Origin of the sequence: Lacimicrobium alkaliphilum (assembly GCF_001466725.1) — a bacterium.
In the GTDB taxonomy this organism is placed as follows: Bacteria; Pseudomonadota; Gammaproteobacteria; order Enterobacterales; family Alteromonadaceae; genus Lacimicrobium; species Lacimicrobium alkaliphilum_B.
This window is the reverse complement of the sequence record NZ_CP013650.1, coordinates 925,702-944,753: the sequence shown is the minus strand read 5'-3', so window position 1 is coordinate 944,753 and position 19,052 is coordinate 925,702. Positions and strand designations below refer to the sequence as shown.

Sequence of the window (19,052 nt, the reverse complement as noted above, 5' to 3'; positions counted from 1 at the left end):
AGGCGCCATAGATGTCTGTCTATGGCGCCTTCACATCACAAATTGATTTATTTGTTCTATTTTTGTATCATATAGAATATATTTTCCATTATTGAGGTTGGTATTGCCTCAGGAACCATGAATCAGAACCCAGACAGGTTTGACTATACATAGAGGTAATGCATGAAAAGACTAGGCAACTACATCAGTGGAAAACAGGTAAGCAGCGAAAGCGGGAATGTCAGTCAGGTTTTCGACCCTGCAACCGGTGAACCGAGCCTTGAAGTCGCTTTATCGACGGCTGAAGAAACCGAAACGGCCATCACCGCTGCGGAACAAGCGCTCCCGGCCTGGAGTGCAACAACACCGCTGAACAGGGCCCGTATTATGTTTCGCTTTAAAGCCTTGTTAGAACAAAACCTGGATCATTTAGCCAGGCTCATTACTCAGGAACACGGTAAAGTGCTCTCCGATGCAAGGGGCGAACTGACCCGGGGCATTGAAGTTGTTGAGTTTGCCTGTGGTATTCCACACTTATTGAAAGGGGAGCACTCCCTCAATGTTGGCCGCGGAGTGGACAGTTTTTCTCTGATGCAGCCAGTGGGTGTGTGTGCCGGAATATCCCCTTTTAACTTCCCTGCCATGGTGCCTTTGTGGATGTTTCCTATTGCCCTGGCGTGTGGCAACACCTTCATAATGAAACCCTCAGAGAAAGATCCCAGTGTATTGATGGAAATCGCCCGCTTGCTAAGTGAAGCGGGCCTGCCAGATGGCGTGTTTAATGTGATAAATGGCAACAAAGAATCTGTGGATACGCTGTTGCATGATCCCAGAGTACAGGCCGTCAGCTTTGTGGGCTCCACACCCATTGCCGAATACATTTATACAACAGGTTGCGCAAACGGCAAGCGGGTTCAGGCGCTGGGCGGAGCGAAGAACCATATGCTGGTAATGCCCGATGCACAGCCCGAGCAAGCGGTGTCGGCATTGATGGGTGCAGCCTATGGCTCAGCAGGTGAGCGATGTATGGCCATATCGGTGGCGGTATGTGTCGGCGACCAGACAGCAGACGCTTTGATCAAAGCAATAAAGTCAGAAATCGCGTCTATGCGCGTAGGGCCAGGCCTGGGCGCTGATGAAGAACCCGATATGGGCCCGCTGATCAGTAAAGAACATGCGCAGAAGGTACGTGCTTACATTGATAGCGGTGTTGAAGAGGGCGCCAGCCTGCTTGTTGATGGCAGAACCTTTACCGTTGACCAGCATGAGAAAGGTTACTTCGTGGGCCCTACCCTGTTTGATGATGTAAAACCGGGTATGCGTATTTACGAAGAAGAAATATTTGGCCCTGTGCTGTCAGTGGTCAGGGTTGAGACCTATCAGGAAGCCGTTGATTTAATCAATGCCCATGAATATGGCAATGGCACCTCGATATTCACTCAAAACGGTGAAAGTGCAAGACAGTTTTGCGAACACATTCAGGTGGGAATGGTTGGGGTCAATATCCCTATTCCGGTACCGATGGCCTTTCACAGCTTTGGCGGCTGGAAAAGATCTGTTTTTGGTCCCCTGAACATGCACGGAAACGATGGTGTCAGATTTTACACCAAGATGAAGACTGTGACAGCCAGATGGCCCAAAGGTGGCCTGGTTACCAACAGCTTCTCCATGCCCACAATGAAGTAGCGAAGCAGATTGCAAAAAATTGCCAGCTTTTGTTCTGGATCATACCGAAAATCGAGAGAATAAAACGATGATTAAAAACTATATCAAGCCCATTAATGGCCTATCACAAACGTCTGTTCGCTTAGCGCTGGCGCTCGCCGCGATGACGACCATAAGCAGTGGTTGTTCGCGCAATGAGCCAAGCAACACAGATTCCGCCAGTAATGGTAACGAACTCAGGCAAACGGCCTTTCGCATTCGCGCCGATGCCAATGAAGCACTCAATTCAGACTCTGGATGGGCTGCCGCCACAAACCAGAATGCCACAATTAACGTAGACAGCCCGTTCCGGGTTCGTTTCGAGGTGGAGTCTGTATCTGACACCCAACAGCACCACGCGTTTAGCCTTGAATACAAATATAACGATGGTTTATGGCAGCCTCTGCTTGCTGAGGATTTCCCCTACCCCATCAAAGATTATGCTCTGGAATTCTCAGACGGTAAGGCTTCTGACGCCCGCAACAGGTTTGAGTTAATCCACGGTGATAACGCAGACTTCATACCTGGTACCGAAGACAACAGCCATTATCTGAAGGTCAAAGCCGCAGAACAGCCGTTGCTGGCATTAGGCCGCTACGATACACGCTGGGAAGCCGTAGAGTACGGTGCACTGTTGCGCCTTTCTGAAGGCAACACAGCAGGTGTCGTGTTTGGCTATCAGGACGCACGAAATTACCTGCGCGTAGACGCCACCGCCGGCGGTGATATCAATCTGGTTAAAGTTGTCGACGATGCCGAGTCTGTCATATCGTCACAGCCCTTCGCCGTAAAGACCGATCAATGGATCCAGATAAAAATTGTTCGCCAGGGCAGCGAGGTTGAAGTGGAGTATGAATGGGATGATATTGTTCAGGGCCTCTCATTCAGCATTGATACTGCTCAGCAAATTCCCGACTCCAGAATGGGACTGTATCTGCCTGCCGGTAGTGCCGCTGACATTCAAACCTTTGAAGTCGAAGGGCAAACGGCCTCACCCAGAGTAAGCATTATATCAAGCCAGCGTTTTGATTATGGCGACCCGACTGAGGATCTGATCGACAGTTCTGCATTACCTTTCAGTGAAGGAAGTGGTATCAGCTACGGTGACACAACGCCCGGCTGGTCGGCGTCAAAAGAACACGGAGAGTGGGAATTTCCGATCGTGATCCGCTACTTTTCAGACGGTGCCAATCGCAACCTGACAGGTGATACGTTCGCATTCCGGTTAACGGATGCATCGGGAGAGCCACTTGCTGCGGCTGCAACCCCTACCATTACCGCTAACGTTCCCGATGGGCACATTGGTGGCACATTTGTTGAGACACCGGTTCGGATAGGGCCGTGGGAGGCCAGCAACGGCGATCTTTATGTACTGATGGAGCCGTCAGAAACCGACAATATGATGATGATGGTTAAGTCTGAGGATGGCGGCAAGTCCTGGTTTGAAGCCGGCGGTGACAATCGTCCGCAAACCGGTGATCTGGAAGGGGTCGCTCAGGCAAAATCAGGCAATCGTATCCACACACTTCATCAGACTTCAGAGCATGTTTTTTACCACTTGTTCCGTACCTCGGATCATCCTGAGAAGCCAGACACCTGGGCGATAACAGACGAACAACTTGCGTCACCCGTAGAGCCCCCGACCCAAATGTCTGATCTGGCGGTTCGTTCAGATGGCAGCGTAGTGGGTGTATATGCCACACTGGAAAAGCTGCTTTTTAAAATCCGCACACCGGACGGAACCTGGGGCAAGGAAACCGTTGTAGATGCGGATCTTAACCCGGCACTCTCAGGACCGGTGGTGGTGTTGGGTAAAGACGATGTGGTTCACTTCGCTTACACAGGCACTGACGGAACGGCGTGGTATCGCCGGATTCTGCCGGACGGAACGCTCGGCCCACGCCAGCAAGTCGCCTCCGATACCGGCACCGACGTAGACAGCAATGGTGCAATACTACCGCTGGTATACCTGCCGCAATCAGACACCGTAACCATTGTTTATCGCCTCTCGAATGGCGAACTGTGGGAGCGCACAGCCAACAGTGCGGGTGAGTTATCGGAAGCGAAACAGGTAACCTCACATGCCGTTGTCACCAACGCGGCCGACTCAGAACAGGTTGGCGCGGATGCGGTTGGCTTCGGTTCAAACGTACATGTGCTTTATATCGAAGAAGGAAGCGGACACATCTATCACACCTATCGGGACGATAGCGGTAACTGGCACCAGCCTGAGCTTCAGGTAGAAGGTGTAAATGCATTGTGGGTTCGCGGACAAATCATTAAACGTACCAACAGTGGCGCCGTCTACGGTTACGTTTACGACGCTGGTTCTTATGGGGGTTCTGGTATGAACAAGTACAGCGAAGTCGTCTTACCTGCCTCAGATTAGTTGCATTAAGGATGCTCAGGGAAGAGCACCTGCACCTTGATGGGTCAATAATGAGACAGTATTTTTAACTGGCTGTGGCACGCACACAGATCACGCGTGCCACACTCATGTTTTAGTGCTGACAGATATTCAACCGCTGTAGGTGGTATTTTAAAGTCAACGAACCAACAGAAGCAGAGACCACGAACACATCTCTTGTTGGGGGCAACAATACCGGAACAATGGCTCAGGCGCCTTTCACGGAATTCAAGATCGGTCGGACTACCCGCCGGCTCCATATTTTACACAGCGTTCCCCCCTCTTCAGCCAGGGCATCATAAGACTGTGTTCGGGTATACTCTGCCAGTGTCGCCCAACGAGGCGATGATACTCCCCGGACCTTTATAGAGCGGGCTGATAAAGCCTTTTACGATGCCAAGTTACGAGGGCGGGATCCGGTGGTACTCTCAGAGTTTAAAGACCCTTAGATATTGGGGCGATAACCAGACGGGTACTGCACAAACGCCCAGTACTCCACAAAACCGGGAAACCGGTACCGGCACGCCAGAAACCGGACCGCTGTTTCAACTGATTACAGGCCCTGTTCCACCTACCGCCTGTTTTACTATATCCGTTCAACAATACTGTCAGTCAGGCGCTCAAGCTCGCTCAGCTTTTCGCCAATTCTGGTTGCCTTGCCGCTGCCTGCCTCAATAGGGGCTTCCATTTCGCGCTGAATGTCGTCCAGACGCCTCTCGCGGGATTCATGATCGGTCTGGCTTCCCGCCAGCTCAATATTTGACGCAATGTTCCCGCCCTCTTCAGCCAGGGCATCATAGGATTGTGTTCGGGTATAATCCGAAGGGATCGCGGCTTCGGTCTGAAGGTTAATGATCTCATTAGCCAGTTGCTGCAGTTGCTCCTTCTGCTCTCCCGCTGCCTTATAAAACTCCGGCAGTGAACCGTTGTCCGGCAACCGGTTGAGAACAAACTCATTCAGATATTGCTCTGCATTCATAAGAACCTCCTTTTACTGAAAAGTTAAGCCGTTACCTTAAAGTGTTTTTGACAGGCAGCGATCTGTCAAATGATCAGGTCCCGGCTGCTGTGCAGTTTTATCTACTGCTACGCGAGGCCAATCCAATGGCGAACCGGTGAAAGATGATGGTCAGGTGCTGCAGGTCGGGTTTCAACCCGACAGCGGCTTCAGGCTTTGGCAGGTTATCGGAATTTATTCACTCCTTAGAGCCCGCCCCGCACTTGATTCGGGGTTCGCGACACAATACATCCCTGCATTCGCTTTCCATCCTTAGGTTCGCAACACAATACATCCCTGTATTCGCTTTCCCTCCTTAGGTTTGCAACGCAAGCCGTTCTGCCATTCTTGTATTTATAATATATTAATATTATAGTTCTTTGATGCAGCAGGATTGTCCTGTCCTATATCCATAGAACCCGGGTGGTACTCAACAGGCATTGGGCCCACATCAATACGTATTCGGGAATTTGTTCTGGTTTGATTGCCAACAGGCAACCACCTGGCTTAGCGCTCTTTTCCCGCAGTTAATCAATCAGGGAGCTATCCATGACCCTCTCAAAGACCTCTTTACTCGCCGTGCTACTGATGCTCGGCTGCTACCTTTTACCGGCCAGTGTGCTGGCGATAAACCTGTATCATGAAGACCAGATGCACGATCCCTCCTCAATTGAAGAGGACGACGGCGTTTACTGGACCTTCGGAACAGGCAATGGTGTCGCCGCCAAACGCTCAACAGACCTTATCACCTGGGAAGTGGTGGACCCCGTGTTTGCTGATGGCAACTGGCCACAGTGGATAGACGAACAAACTCCTGATTTTGACGGCACATTCTGGGCGCCGGATCTTATTCAGTTTGAGGGTCAGTACTGGCTCTATTACACCGTTCCCTGCGGTAGCCCCGGTTGCAATACCACCGCCATTGGCGTTGCTTCCACTCCTTCCCTTAACGATCCGTCATGGACAGATCACGGCATGGTGGTTTCTGATGACACCGAGCCACCAAGCTCCGCCGGTGAGAAAATCGGAACCATCGATGCCGGCCTGTTCAAAGATGCCAACGGCGATATCTGGATGGCCTACGGCACCCACTTTGGCGGCATTCACCTGCGCCCGATTGACCCGGCTACCGGCAAACGCCTGAACGAAGATCGCTGGGCCATTATCGGCAATAACGGCCAGTGGAATGAATTTGAAGCAGCCGCAATCGAGTACATCAATGGCTACTATTATGCCTTTGCCACACTCGGTGCCTGTTGTGACGGCAAAGACAGCAGCTACCACATTGTGATGGGACGCTCCACCAGCCCAACGGGCCCCTATCTGGATAAAAATGGCCGCGATATGTGGAATTACGGCGGCACACCTGTACTGGTGAGTGAGGGCAACAAGCTGGCACCAGGCCACTACGGATACTTCAACAACAATGGCCAGAACATCATCTCGCTGCACTACTACGATGGTACAACAGAAAGTGGCTGGCCGGCCCGCATTGACTTACGGGAGATGTCTTTTGATGCCGACGGCTGGCCCGTATTTACCCGGGATTTCAGCATCGAGGGCGGGGAAGCACCGACCCCGGTTACTGCCAACCTGGAAGACGGCGGCACCTACACCATCACCGCGAAACACAGCGGCAAACCAATACAAACCCGCAGTGACACAGGTAGTTGCAGTGCCCTGAGCGAGGGCAACAATGTAACCCAGGCCGCCGATGATGGTTCACTCTGCCAACAATGGGTTGCCCGCCGGGCGCGTGACAAAAACGGCAATGCCACCGATTACAGCCAGCATTACTGGACCTTTCACCCGGCGGGCAATACCGGCTTTGCCATCGACAACACCAATTTTTCGATTGTGGACGGCAACAACATCCACATATGGAGTGCAGCAAGCGTTGAGGCTCAGCAATTTCGTTTAGTGGATCAGGACAACGGTTACTATGAAATCCTTAACCGGGCCAGCAGCAAACCGCTGAATGTCGAGGATGGTTCCACCGCAGACGGTGCCAATGTCGAACAGTGGCGCTCAGAGGGCCGTGACAATCAGCAGTTTGCGTTCACCCAAATCGAGAGTGGCGACAGCACCGCACCTGAAGCCCCAACCGGTGTCACCGCAACAGCAGGCGACACTGAAATCCGCCTGAGCTGGGACGACAACAGTGAAGCGGATATGGGCAGCTACAACGTATATCGCTCTGGTGCTGCCGGGAATGGCTACAGCCTGATCGAAACCGGCATTACCCAAAGCCGCTATGTGGACAGAAATCTGAACAACGGTATCAGCTATTCTTATGTGATCCAGGCTGCAGATAGCGGCTATAACCTCTCGGAAAACAGCAGCGAGGTTTCGGCAACACCCCAGGCGCTGGGCCCGCGCCTGGTCGCCCATTATGAGTTTGAAGATAATACCGACGACACCACCGGATTTAATCACGGCACAACCTCCGGTTCTCCTAGCTTTGTGACAGGGCAGTCCGGGCAGGCGATTGAGTTTAACGGCGCCGGTGATCTGGTAAACCTGAATCCTGAGGCGGCGCACCACAGCGATATCACTATAGCCACTTGGGTAAACTGGAATGGTGGCGCGAACTGGCAGCGAATCTTTGATTTTGGCCATGATGTGGATCGCTACTTTATGCTGACCCCCAGCACCGGCAGCGGCAACATGCGCTTTGCCATTACCCTGCACGGCCCCGCTGAAGAACAGGCCGTTGAAACCGCAAAGCTGCCCACCGGGAAATGGGTGCATGTGGCTGTAACCCTGGCAGATAACACCGCAACGCTGTATGTAGATGGTGAAGCCGTGGCCAGTAACGATTCGATTGTCAACAATCCGATGGACATTCTCTCAGCCGACAATCAGATCGGGCAAAGCCAGTTTACCGGCGACCCGGCATTTAACGGCCTGCTTGATGACTTTCGCATTTACAACTATGCACTGAGCTCAGAAGAGGTTGCTGAAGTGTGTGGCGGTTGCCAATCCAGTGATGATGGCAATAGCGGCGATGATAACAGCGGTGACGGTAGTACAGGTGACACACCTGTCGGCGGCGGGCCCGATAACAGCGAAAGCGACGGCGGTGGCGGTACCACCGGTTGGCTGAGCCTGATTGCCTTACTGGGCCTGCTTTATGCCCGGCTCTGCGGCCCGGTAACAACGCGTTGCCGTTGGCGTTAAGCTCTGCAGTCTCGGCCTGAAAGGGGTTGGATTGAAATGATCCAACCCCTTTCCCCCAACAGTCCAACCCGGAGGCGGGCTAAAAAACAGGTTGTGTGTTTAAACTTTTTACTGCTGTGCTTCGACTATATGGAGGACCAAAACGAAATCAGGAAAAGTAAACATGCACCAACTCATTAAAATCTCCGCCCTTATCTTGCTGTCTGCCACTGTTGCCCAGGCAGCACCCACCAAAGACAGGCATGACGAATACAAAGTCAGAATCTATAACCATTGTCAGCTGGTGAGCGAACACAAGATGACGGCACAACAGATAGAGGCTTACCAGCGCCTGATGCAGCAAGAGCAGGTCATGCACAAGCTGGAGCGCCCGATAAATGCGATTGAACCTCAAATGGATAAACTGACTGATCAGATGGAGCAAGTTTCTGAACTGGCGATCCAGGAAACAGAGGACACGCTACATATCAATAAAAGCTATCTCAGACAGCAGGAACAGATTGCTCAGCAAATTGAACAACTGGTAGAACAACACCGGGCTGACTTTGAGGCTCTGGAAAAACAGGGTGAAAAAATAGCCGCGGTGGCAGATGACTTCGAACAGCAACTCAGACCTCTGACCGAAGGCGTTGAACACGACAATATTCAGATAATCTCACCAGACAAAGCCGCTGACTCCTATCGCTGCTATAGCAGTTTATAGCGCATCCTAAGAGGCAGGCGGCGTTACAGCGCGCCTGTCATTGCGCGGTTCTCAACCATCTGCCTCCTCAGAACGACCCCTTCGCGGCACTCCTGCACTAAAACTTTGATATCGATAAATTTATTTTGTATGGTGGTTAAAAATCACTCAGCACACCTGCTCTGAATGGCTTTGCCGCACTGTGAAACAAACCAGTAAAGGCCCGGCCATTGAGCATTTCAGTATTTGCAACGCGTTAAGCACTGGGATCAGGATGTGTTTACACAGGCACTGTTCACACCATTATTTCAGGTTATACTGGCGCTAAGACCACTGGCGTTGTCACTCAGGGAGAGCTCAGCATGTCGGCTCAAGGTTCCACCACACCGTTCATCTATTATGCCGCTGGCATCTCAGCGCTGTTGCTGTTGATCCCTTGGCCAACTCTCGCCGTTGGGTTTGACTGACGATGTGCAGCAGGTTGTTACGCTCCGGTACATCCCCCGTTATACAATTGTGGGCAGCAGCCACACTGTATTTCTGCCTGGCCTGCGTGTCTGTTGCCGCCGGGGAAGCGGACGACAACATACTTTACTATGATCAGGGTGTAGAGGGGCGTTGGGTACCCTATCAACGTGGCGCGGTAGCCGGCACTACGGGTGTTTTTCAACAGATGACCGATGCCATTTCACGCCACGTGGACATTGACTTTAAAACCGTGAACTTCCCTGCCAAGCGAGCCCAGAAGGCGATGAAGGACGGCTTGATTGACCTGGAGTTTATCAGCCTGGAATGGTTGCCAGGCGGTGAGGCGGGCGAGGCATATGTTGTGAGTGAGCCCTTGTTCGAGGTCAATGAATACATTGTGACGCTGCAAGGCAACCAGCACCTGTTCCCCAATCGTCAGGCCTATTATGGACGCACCCTCGGTACCATTGCGGGTTACTACTACTTTGATGACGATAAGTTTCAGCGTGAAGATTTTCTGACCGAGAGCCTGTTGATACAAGGGCTGAAAAGAGATCGGTTCAAGGGCGCTATTCTGGAGCGGGAAACAGCCAAATTCTGGGCCTCGGTCCATAAAGCGGACATTGCTTTTGCCACCCTCCACACAGAAGGCGTTCTGCGCATCAGGTTACAAAAAGACAAGGCACATTGGTTGGCACTGATCAACCAGGGTATTGCTGCGATAAAAGCCAGCGGGGAGCTGGCCGACATTCTTGAAGGCCATGGTATTGACCCGGCTGTAGTGGTCGAGTGACGCTTTAGCCTCTCACCTTGCTGTTGTGGGCGGGTTGCTTAGCTGTTACATATTGGTTTTTGTGATCAGGCCGAAATGCTACCGCCACAGGTCAGATGTAATCCGATAAGGTTACATTATGCCCTGTGTAAAAAAGGCCATTCTTGCCAGCACAATAACCAGGCCATAAGCGGCCACACCTGCCGCCACCGGCCAGCCTAAGGATTTAGTCCACAGCCAGGCCAACAGTGCCGCCGCCGCACCCAGGGCTGTTGCCAGCCAGGCCGCGATACCGGGTGTGCCCGGCACCAGCGATACTCCGAGCATAGCGGCAATCATTAACGGGCCAAGCACGCTCAGCCAGGCAGGGATCACCGCCAGCCCCTCCCGGCTTTGTTGCTTTAACAGATGGCGCTGCATCCACAGCAGCGGCAGTAAGCGCATTGCTAATGTTCCGGTACTTACCAGCAGTAAGGTTAACCACCAGCCATTATCCATTCGGGTTAGCTCCTGCTTTGGTGGTGGCGCTAACCAGATAAAAACATAAGGCGCCGGATAGCGCAGCTAAAGGGATCGCGCTATTGGTAAAGCCATAAAGCGACAGCAGCATCGCCACTAAAATGGTACAGCCCAGCGCGATACACCAGAGCGCGGAACTGAATCGCGGGGCTAAAAGCACCAGAAACAGCGCCGGCAACGCAAACGGCATGATTTCGCCCAGTAACGGCCAGAGCCGGGTGAGTTCTTCACCGGCCACAGCGCCCAAGGCCGTGCCGGCTATCCAGCTGAACCAGGCCAGCAGCATGGCACCGCTGTACCAGCCGAGTCGTTCAGTAATGGCTAACTGCGGCAGCCGTGTCAGCGCCAGTGCAAAGATCTGATCGGTCATGCCGTGACAGAGTAACGGTGACCAGCGGCTTTTTGGTAGCCAGGGTGCCAGGCTTGGCCCATAGACCACATGACGGGCATTAATCAGCAGGGTCATCAGTACCACCAGCCACCAGGGCGCACCGGATGCGACCATTGCAACAAATAGAAACTGCGAAGCACCGGCATAGATAAAGGCGGAGATAAGCACGGCCTGCCAGACACTGAAACCGGCCTGCACCGCGACCATACCAAAAGAAATCGCCACCGGGATATACCCTCCCAGTAAAGGCAAGGCTTCGCGCACGCCGGTACGCCAGGCTGACGCGTTGTTAACTGGCAGACTCATAGCTGTGCCCCCGTGGGAGCATAAATAATGGTTAACTGGGCCGTGGCCCGGATGTCGGTGGTCTGGTAACGGTGCGGCTGATCGGCGGCAAAGTGATGGCTCTGCCCGGCAGTAAGCAGTTTGGTATTGCCAGGTATGCCTACGCTTAGCTGGCCGCTGATCACGGTAATACACTCCGAAGTACCGGCTGAATGGGCTTCGGCCTCGCGTAACGTATGGGGAGACAATGACATCCAGTAAGCGTCAACCTGAGGGCTGTCTTTGCCCTGGTCAATCAGGCGTACCTGAACGTTTTCGTCCCCCAGAGGCACGCTGATCGGCGATACCAGATTGCCAAAAGGCACATTTAAGCGCACCGCAAGCCGCCAGATGGTATCCAGCGTCGGGTTACCCTGCCCCTGCTCCAGACGTGACAGATTAGACTTGGCAATACCGGCTTCGGCGGCCAGCTGCGATAACGACAAACCACTGGCCAGACGAAGGCTCTGCAGGTGCCTGCCCAAGGTAGCGAGTGTGTGCTTATCCAAAGTGACTCCAGCTGTTCCTTATATGGAACGTTCTATATAAGGAACGACCGGCTGTCAAGTATAACCTGAGTTGATTAACGGCCTTGACCGGTTTTGTAGTAGTAGCAAAATAGCGCAGCAAAGCGTTTGTGCGCTAAAGGTATTTCAATAACTCAGACCCTTTTGATTCTCAGACCCTATTGATTCCACCCGACTGTCAGTTAGCCCTTCAGGCTGAAACAGTTTTTTCTTCCCACTTAACCCAGGTTAAGGCCCCCAGCCTTGCATGGCGTTCTAATGCACTGAAATACATTGAACAACATACAGTGAAGATGAAGTTAAACAATAAAACGGTGCTGATAACCGGCGGCACGTCTGGTGTCGGCCTGGAGCTGGTGCGCCAGCTTGAAGGCTATAACTGTATTCTGGTAATTGCCCGGGCCGGGGCCAGACTGGATAACCTTAAACGCGAGTTTCCGGCGCTGCATACCTATGCTGCCGACCTCGGCAACCCGGACATCTACCCGGCTCTGTGCCAGCGTATCGTCGATGAGCATCCGCAGATTGACCTGCTGATCAACAACGCAGCCGTGCAATATACCCCCACCTTTCTGGATGATGATTTTGACTACAGGTCCATTGCCAGGGAAATCACCCTGAATTTTACCGCCATCTGTGCCTTAACCCATTGGTTGCTGCCTGCGTTGCTGCACAGCAACCAGCTAAGCCGCATCGTGAATATTAACTCAGGCCTGGCCCTGGCGCCCAAAACCCAATCAGCCATCTACTGTGCCACCAAAGCCGCTTTAGCCAGCTTTTCCCAAAGCCTCGGCTACCAGCTGGAAAACACCAATGTCCGTGTGCTTCAGGCCTTTTTACCCCTGACAGATACGCCCATGACCACCGGCCGTGGCACAGTAAAACTTTCTGCACAGCAGGCTGCAGCCGCAATCATAGGAGGTATTAAACAAGACAAAACATCGAATCATATCGGCAAAGTCAGACTACTACGCGTGTTACTGGCGATCCTGCCCCCGTTAGCGCGAAAAATAATGAAAGGACATTAAAAATATGAAGATCCCGACAACACTGCCCGCAGCAATCAATACAGGACTACTGATAATGTTAATACTTCCCACCGTTACCGCACAGGAGCTGACCGTACGCGTCAGCCAGATCGAAACCAGCCGGCAGGGCCAGATGATGGTGATGCTGTTTGGTAAAGCGGGGTTTCCCAAAGATCACAGCAAGGCCCTCAGCATACAAACCCAACCGGTAGAGACGGGGGTTGATAACATGGAATTCCGCTTTACCCATGCCCCGGTAGTGTTTGCCGTGAAGGTACTGCATGACGAAGACCTGAACGGCAAAGTAACCAAAAACTGGACCGGGATCTGGCCGGCTGAGGGGCTGGGATTTTCCAATGCTGCGCGTGTCAGCCTTACCGGCCCGCCTTCATTTAAACAGGCGCGACTGACCCGTTCAGACACTAGCAATGCCATTGATATTCCTCTCATTTACCCCTGAGCCGCGGAGTTACCATGAAACCCATGTTTACCCTGATACTCATTCTGATGCTGATATTTGCCAGCACTTTTTTGCTGTTCAACGCCACTGGTTTACTCAGCATTGAACACATTCGCCTGTGGCTGGATGCGGCTCAGCACGTTGACCCCGTGTATGTTAGTGCCATTGTGGTGACATTGCTGTTTGCGGATTTGTTTATCGCGATGCCAACCCTGACCATTACCCTACTCAGTGGCTATTTTCTGGGGCCGCTGGCCGGTGCACTGTCGGCAATACTGGGGCTTTCTCTGGCCGGCATGGGCGGATACCTGTTCAGTTACAGATATGGCGACTACCTGCTAAAGCTGCTGCTTAAACACCCTGCCAAACGCGCTGAGGCGGTTGATACCTTTGTTCAGCATGGAGGGATGGTAATTCTGCTGTCGCGGGCCATGCCGATTCTGCCAGAAGTCTCCGCCTGTATGGCGGGTATCAGCAGAATGCGATTTGGCCGATTTATGATGCTCTGGCTGTGCAGTACCGTACCTTATGCAATTATCGGCGCCTATGCCGGTGCCATCAGCACCCTGGAAAACCCCAAACCGGCAATATTCACGGCCATTGGGTTGAGCGCCGTACTGTGGCTGGGTTGGTTTGTATTCAAAAAGCGGCGCACGCTGAATACAGAAAATTAGGGCGATGGCGGTTATGCCAGCAGGCAACACTGTAATGAGCGGTTTTATCAGCCTGCCTCGTTGCGATAGCGGGTGTCTTTGTCAACATCAACGCCCACAATGAAAAAGGCATAAATAACACGCCACAAACTGAAACGGCGCCCGGTATAAATCCAATGACAGCGCCTGATAACTGAAATAAGCTGTAGGGTCAGGGACAATAACTGTTAGTGGATATCCGTATGCCGGAGCTGGAAAATCTCAGACATAGCCTCAGCCGTTATATTCAGTTGGATGATGACGCCTGGCATGCAGCCAGTGGCTGTTTCAGACTGAAACACTGGCAAAGCGATGAGGCGATTTTTCGCGCCGGAGAAACCCCCGACCGCCTGTACTTTATCCTTGAAGGACTAGGCCGCTATTACTACCTGACTCCCGAGGGTAAAGAGCGCAATAAGTCTCTGACCCGCCCTGGTGGTTTATTTGCCTGTATGCGTAGCCTTATTGCCCGACAGCCCAGCCTGTTTTCCACTCAGGCGCTGACCAGTAATCTGACGGCCTGTATCAGTTACCGCGAACTGACTCAGTTGGCTGACAACCACACCAGCTGGAACTACCTTACCCGCACCCTACTCGAAGGCCTGGCGATAAAAAAGGAACAACGGGAAGCCAGTTTCTTATTGCAGGATGCCCAGCAGCGCTATCAGGGCTTTTTACAAGAATACGGTGACGATGCCCATCATTATCCGCTGTATCAGGTTGCGATGTATCTGGGCATTACCGATGTGGCACTGTCGAGGATCCGGGCCAGAATGGGCTTAACCCAGCTTTAGCACAAAGGAACACTTGTTCCCGTCGTTCAGAGATCGCCCGCCAATCCGTTTTATAAGCAAAGAGCACTGAATTTCAACCGCTATAAGCCTTTTGAACCCTGCCAGCTATTAGCCGGGGCCACTAATACTTTGATATAAATAAATTTGTTTTGTATGGTGGTTACTTCTTACACAATGTGTCTGCCACAGCAGACAGGGATGTTATATGAAACTCAGCCAGGTTCTCTCCAGTATTAACCAGATTGAAAAGTCTAAGTTTATTAGCTGCCTCGACCGGCTTTGTAGCAACGCGGCGCAAACAGACAAAGTGCTGGCCAAAAGCATTGAGCGGATCGACGGCCAGATTAAAAATGCCTCAGGTAGTGAAATTACCCAACTATTTAATGCCGTTTCGAAGCACTTCAAGACCTCAGTGAAAGAACAACTAGCCATGGCTGATGCGCAAATTGCACTGCTGGTAAATATTCTCTCCAGAGACGGCAACAGCATTGCCAGAGTTTCGTGGATTGAAACCCTATACAGTAAAGAGTGGAATGCCCTTTCAAACCTGTCGAAAGAGCTTCTGCGGGAAATAAAAGAAGCCGATGAAGCTGAACCATTCAGCCGGGGAAACCGGCTGAAGATATATCGGGATTGTCTGGATACCGCCTATTTCAACGATGAAAAGTCCAATCGTGAAGCAAAGATCACTGACGATGAGCGCAGCATACTGAATGTACTGGCTGATCGGCTGGAGATTTCCATAGACGAAGCTACCGCGATTGAACACCTTTCTAATCCCATCCCTAAAGCCAATGTTGCCGATGGACTTAATACTCTGCGGGAAATGGGCGTGCTGTTTATTAACCGCAAACGCGCGGAAGTCATGGTTGCCGATGAGGTGGTGAATATTCTCAATGATATTCAGCACAAAGAGTTGTCCGATAAGCATGTGCTGCGAATATTAAGAACGCTCGCTGACGCTGAGCTGTCGAACATTCTTAAACGCTATGGCAAAAAGATTAGAGGAGTAGGCCGGGCCGATAAGATCAGCCAGATCATTCACTCCGGCATTGGTATCCGGCATATATTATCCAGAGATATCTTCTCGGCCGATGAAACCCAGAATGAACGTAAAGAGCGGCTGAAAAACCTGATCGCGGATCTTGGCATTAATGTCGATAAAATCGGTACGACGTTGGATGAACGCATCGATGTGATTATCCAGACTCTTAAAGGAGCAACAGAACATGAGTTTAATGCTCTTAGCGCCAGCGGTTTTAAGGATATGTGTACCGCACTGATGCTGCATATTCCGTCGCTGGATAAGCTACTGAAAAAAGAATATGAGCTGGAAGACAGAGACGAGATAGACACCGACAAATTACGCGCTTTAAGCATCACCCCTCACGATATCCTGTTTCTGCTGCCCAATGATGATATCAAAGCAGTAAGAGACAAACTGGGGCTGTCAAAGCGTGGCAACCCGCGCTTTGTGATCCTGGAAAGCTTTGCCAGCGCCAATGATAAACTGATTGAGAATTATGATGCATTGGCCAGAAGAGATCTCGCTGCACTTAAAGAAGCAGGCGTAGAGATACAGGAATCGGAAGTCGGCATCAGGTTCGAAGAAGTCACCAAAGCCATTTTTGAGCAACTGGATCTGCTGGTAGACGAAGAACTGCGCAAAAGCATCAACACCACCAAAGACAAAGCCGATATTATTATTTCCATTAGTGAAGACGACGTGATTATCGGCGAAGCTAAAACCTGTAAAAACGGCGACTTCGCTAAATATTCCACCACATCAAGACAGGTTAAAGCTTACGCGACCCGCTGCGAAAATCAGGGCAAGCGTGTGGCCCAGGTACTTATCGTCGCCCCTACCTTCTCCAAAGACTTTGTCGAATCCGCGGAAATGGACACCGAAGTGAATATCTCCCTGCTCGAAGCAAAGGGCCTGAAGCTGATCCTGGATGCCTATAAAGCCAGACGCAATCCCAAGTTTTCACCCAAATTATTTACCAAAGGCGGGCTGCTGAAAGCAGAGCTGATTGCGAAGAATATTTGAATGATGGTTAGAATTTACTATTTCAGCAACTCTGTTCTTTTGATTGCGTTAGGACAAAGAGGGCATCTATGAAGTTTTACGGATTAAGCAAATGGGAACTAACCCAAGATCTTGATGGATTAGTGTTTTTTGCTCAACGTATGAATGAACTCTTGTTCGACTTCACACTAGATAGCTATAAGCCTTCCGCCTTAAATGCTTCGTTCCTATGTGCAGAGGCACTATCGCTGATCAGCGACATTGAAGAGAAAATCATAGAGTCCGGCAGCTTAACCCATGTATTGGATGAGCTTAAGTGGAGCATCCAAAATGATAAGATTGCAAAATCTCTTTTAGAGCTAGATCTAAATTATTACATTCTAGATCCAGATAACTCTCCCCTTGACGATGTGAGGCAGCGATTAGAAGTATTAGGTAAATCGTTAGGACCAAGAAGGTACTTTGAAGCTTGTAAAGATCATCTCCACAAAGCTTTGTTGTCCCAGAGTAAGAGGGATATAGACTTTCTATCCAGGACCATTTGTACATCGCTCATGAACATCGGTTACAGTAAAGCCTTTCTCTATAACCGAGTAAAAACCTTTTTTTTTCATGAAAACGATGGAAAAAAAATTACAAAACTAGACCAAATTGAAGACTTCTTTAGTGAGTTAGACACGAAAATTCATCATTTCGAGGCTCTCTTTTTGGTGGATTCTCTTATAAAGGAAGTAAGTGACTCAGTCAAAGCGTTCAACATAGAGATTTCCGATGAGATACCTACAGAGTATGAGGAGACTGCAAAGTTAAAAGGGCTCTTGCCGGAGGAAGGTGAGGATTATGAATACGTTCTTATCAAACAGGTTAGAGCTTTTGACCGCCACAGTGCCCGCAGCTTGGCTGAGAGAAAAATAGATAATTTGAGTGATGTATTTTCTTTATTTCATCACGAAAAGCAGATCTCTTGGAAGAGGGAAGCATTGGTATCTCAAAAGTGTTGTACTGAATTAGTTCATTTGGTTCAGCCTACAACAGGTCCAATGCAAAAAGGGTTTGATTTCAAGCCCCAAAAAGCTTCAAAAGCTCTAAATAAACTAATCTCAACTCTAAGTCTCAGAGATAACAGTTTTCAGAAATTCAATCGTGCCGCTGACCTTCATGGCATTAGCATTGGTAATGACGTAGTTGAGAATCAACTTGTTAATCTATGGACAGCGATTGAAACACTAGTTCCATCACATGTCAGTAAAAGTAAGATTAAGGCCATAGTAAATTTCCTTATGCCTTTTTTAACCATAAGATATATCCATAGAATTTTAGAGAGATACACTTCAGACTTATACTCTTGGGATAGAAAAATATCAAAAAGAGTTCTTAATAAGGTACCAAACACTTCAGGAAAATCTCTTGCTCTAAAAGCGCTTTACTTGTTAGCCATTGACAAAAATCAAGACCTTAGAGATGAACTATATAAATCCTTCAAAGACTTTCACCTTCTTAGATTCAGAACTTTCAACTTATGTAGAATTCTAAGTAGCTCTGAAGGTATTCGAAACCATTTGCTGACACATGAGACTAAGGTTAGTTGGCAATTAAGAAGAATATATCGAACTCGAAACTTAATTGTACACTCAGGTAGAACTCCAAGATACACTGGTAGCCTGATCGAAAATGGGCATGACTATTTAGATCAATTAATGGAAGGAATTATGAGTATCTCGTGTGGACCATTTAATGCTGAATCTCTTGAGCAAGTCTTCAACATTTCCGACATGTGGAACATTAAGTTTAAAAAACAGCTTAAAGAACTTGATTCTATCAATGAGCATTCAATTTCTTTTCTTATAAGGCAGAAACCTTTCTAAAAATTATTTCTACCGTTACGAAAAAGTTTTGCATGTTAATTACTAAGCTGCGGTAACGGTGTATGACTTCTCTACTAAAATTCAAAAGTAAAAAACCCGCTATCGGTGGATAGCGGGTTTTTAGTTTTACCGCATTTGTCTGCGAGCAATCTGCATTACCTCACACAGATTTTATCCCCTACCGATAACTCTCCACACTGGGGCAGGAGCAGATCAGGTTTCTGTCTCCATATA

Annotated in this window: 15 protein-coding genes; 11 read left to right on the top strand and 4 right to left on the bottom strand. The window is 50.2% G+C overall.

Features of this window, described 5'->3' with window-relative positions:
* Nucleotides 1–162: 162 nt before the first annotated feature.
* Together AT746_RS04310 and AT746_RS19905 are read left to right on the top strand one after the other, a co-directional pair.
* The gene (locus AT746_RS04310; RefSeq protein WP_062476914.1) at nucleotides 163–1,665 is read left to right on the top strand and encodes a CoA-acylating methylmalonate-semialdehyde dehydrogenase; all 1,503 of its coding nucleotides are present in this window, start codon (nucleotides 163–165) and stop codon (nucleotides 1,663–1,665) included.
* A gap of 142 nt (nucleotides 1,666–1,807) precedes the next feature.
* Nucleotides 1,808–4,072 carry a hypothetical protein gene (locus tag AT746_RS19905; protein WP_197414325.1) on the top strand — a complete coding sequence of 755 codons (2,265 nt, stop codon included), beginning with the start codon at nucleotides 1,808–1,810 and terminating at the stop codon, nucleotides 4,070–4,072.
* 604 nt (nucleotides 4,073–4,676) lie between these two features.
* Here the strand turns inward: AT746_RS19905 and AT746_RS04300 are convergent.
* A complete protein-coding gene (locus AT746_RS04300) occupies nucleotides 4,677–5,069 on the bottom strand; it encodes a hypothetical protein (protein ID WP_062476908.1) in 393 nt (130 codons plus the stop codon).
* A 567-nt stretch (nucleotides 5,070–5,636) separates the two neighbouring features.
* Between AT746_RS04300 and AT746_RS04295 the strand changes: the two genes are divergently transcribed.
* The 3 genes from AT746_RS04295 (at nucleotide 5,637) to AT746_RS04285 (ending at nucleotide 10,210) form a co-directional block, all read left to right on the top strand.
* Nucleotides 5,637–8,267, top strand: coding sequence for a family 43 glycosylhydrolase (locus AT746_RS04295; protein WP_062476905.1), 2,631 nt, complete (start codon nucleotides 5,637–5,639; stop codon nucleotides 8,265–8,267).
* A gap of 163 nt (nucleotides 8,268–8,430) precedes the next feature.
* Entirely contained in the window at nucleotides 8,431–8,970 is a 540-nt protein-coding gene (locus AT746_RS04290; RefSeq protein WP_062476902.1) for a hypothetical protein, read from the top strand.
* A gap of 532 nt (nucleotides 8,971–9,502) precedes the next feature.
* Nucleotides 9,503–10,210 carry a substrate-binding periplasmic protein gene (locus tag AT746_RS04285; RefSeq protein ID WP_231731008.1) on the top strand — a complete coding sequence of 236 codons (708 nt, stop codon included), beginning with the start codon at nucleotides 9,503–9,505 and terminating at the stop codon, nucleotides 10,208–10,210.
* 111 nt (nucleotides 10,211–10,321) lie between these two features.
* Here the strand turns inward: AT746_RS04285 and AT746_RS04280 are convergent, their stop codons facing one another.
* The 3 genes from AT746_RS04280 to AT746_RS04270 are packed head-to-tail and all read right to left on the bottom strand — an operon-like array spanning nucleotide 10,322 to nucleotide 11,932.
* Nucleotides 10,322–10,687, bottom strand: a complete 366-nt coding sequence (locus AT746_RS04280) for an AzlD domain-containing protein (protein WP_062476899.1) — start codon at nucleotides 10,685–10,687, stop codon at nucleotides 10,322–10,324.
* Entirely contained in the window at nucleotides 10,680–11,405 is a 726-nt protein-coding gene (locus AT746_RS04275; protein WP_062476896.1) for an AzlC family ABC transporter permease, read from the bottom strand. The genes AT746_RS04280 and AT746_RS04275 overlap by 8 nt, the downstream gene beginning before the upstream one ends.
* Entirely contained in the window at nucleotides 11,402–11,932 is a 531-nt protein-coding gene (locus tag AT746_RS04270; RefSeq protein WP_062476893.1) for a helix-turn-helix domain-containing protein, read from the bottom strand. Before AT746_RS04270 ends, AT746_RS04275 begins: the two co-directional genes overlap by 4 nt.
* A 311-nt stretch (nucleotides 11,933–12,243) precedes the next feature.
* Here AT746_RS04270 and AT746_RS04265 point away from each other — a divergent pair, with 311 nt between their 5' ends.
* From AT746_RS04265 to AT746_RS04240, 6 genes are all read left to right on the top strand, one after another.
* Nucleotides 12,244–12,978, top strand: a complete 735-nt coding sequence (locus AT746_RS04265; protein ID WP_062483947.1) for an SDR family oxidoreductase — start codon at nucleotides 12,244–12,246, stop codon at nucleotides 12,976–12,978.
* Nucleotides 12,979–13,033: 55 nt separating this feature from the next.
* Nucleotides 13,034–13,438 carry a DUF2141 domain-containing protein gene (locus AT746_RS04260; RefSeq protein ID WP_062476890.1) on the top strand — a complete coding sequence of 135 codons (405 nt, stop codon included), beginning with the start codon at nucleotides 13,034–13,036 and terminating at the stop codon, nucleotides 13,436–13,438.
* Between the two features lie 14 nt (nucleotides 13,439–13,452).
* Nucleotides 13,453–14,112, top strand: a complete 660-nt coding sequence (locus AT746_RS04255) for a TVP38/TMEM64 family protein (RefSeq protein WP_062476887.1) — start codon at nucleotides 13,453–13,455, stop codon at nucleotides 14,110–14,112.
* Between the two features lie 209 nt (nucleotides 14,113–14,321).
* Nucleotides 14,322–14,924, top strand: a complete 603-nt coding sequence (locus tag AT746_RS04250) for a Crp/Fnr family transcriptional regulator (protein ID WP_197414324.1) — start codon at nucleotides 14,322–14,324, stop codon at nucleotides 14,922–14,924.
* 205 nt (nucleotides 14,925–15,129) lie between these two features.
* A complete protein-coding gene (locus AT746_RS04245; protein WP_062476881.1) occupies nucleotides 15,130–16,974 on the top strand; it encodes a hypothetical protein in 1,845 nt (614 codons plus the stop codon).
* Between the two features lie 68 nt (nucleotides 16,975–17,042).
* A complete protein-coding gene (locus tag AT746_RS04240; protein ID WP_062476879.1) occupies nucleotides 17,043–18,818 on the top strand; it encodes a hypothetical protein in 1,776 nt (591 codons plus the stop codon).
* Nucleotides 18,819–19,052: the final 234 nt, after the last annotated feature.

What these genes read in the sequence shown, in the direction of transcription:
- AT746_RS04310 (WP_062476914.1), top strand. Translation starts at nt 163, where the DNA reads ATGAAAAGACTAGGCAACTACATCAGTGGAAAACAGGTAAGCAGCGAA.
- AT746_RS19905 (WP_197414325.1), top strand. Translation starts at nt 1,808, where the DNA reads ATGACGACCATAAGCAGTGGTTGTTCGCGCAATGAGCCAAGCAACACA.
- AT746_RS04300 (WP_062476908.1), bottom strand. Translation starts at nt 5,069, where the DNA reads ATGAATGCAGAGCAATATCTGAATGAGTTTGTTCTCAACCGGTTGCCG.
- AT746_RS04295 (WP_062476905.1), top strand. Translation starts at nt 5,637, where the DNA reads ATGACCCTCTCAAAGACCTCTTTACTCGCCGTGCTACTGATGCTCGGC.
- AT746_RS04290 (WP_062476902.1), top strand. Translation starts at nt 8,431, where the DNA reads ATGCACCAACTCATTAAAATCTCCGCCCTTATCTTGCTGTCTGCCACT.
- AT746_RS04280 (WP_062476899.1), bottom strand. Translation starts at nt 10,687, where the DNA reads ATGGATAATGGCTGGTGGTTAACCTTACTGCTGGTAAGTACCGGAACA.
- AT746_RS04275 (WP_062476896.1), bottom strand. Translation starts at nt 11,405, where the DNA reads ATGAGTCTGCCAGTTAACAACGCGTCAGCCTGGCGTACCGGCGTGCGC.
- AT746_RS04265 (WP_062483947.1), top strand. Translation starts at nt 12,244, where the DNA reads ATGAAGTTAAACAATAAAACGGTGCTGATAACCGGCGGCACGTCTGGT.
- AT746_RS04260 (WP_062476890.1), top strand. Translation starts at nt 13,034, where the DNA reads ATGTTAATACTTCCCACCGTTACCGCACAGGAGCTGACCGTACGCGTC.
- AT746_RS04255 (WP_062476887.1), top strand. Translation starts at nt 13,453, where the DNA reads ATGAAACCCATGTTTACCCTGATACTCATTCTGATGCTGATATTTGCC.
- AT746_RS04245 (WP_062476881.1), top strand. Translation starts at nt 15,130, where the DNA reads ATGAAACTCAGCCAGGTTCTCTCCAGTATTAACCAGATTGAAAAGTCT.
- AT746_RS04240 (WP_062476879.1), top strand. Translation starts at nt 17,043, where the DNA reads ATGAAGTTTTACGGATTAAGCAAATGGGAACTAACCCAAGATCTTGAT.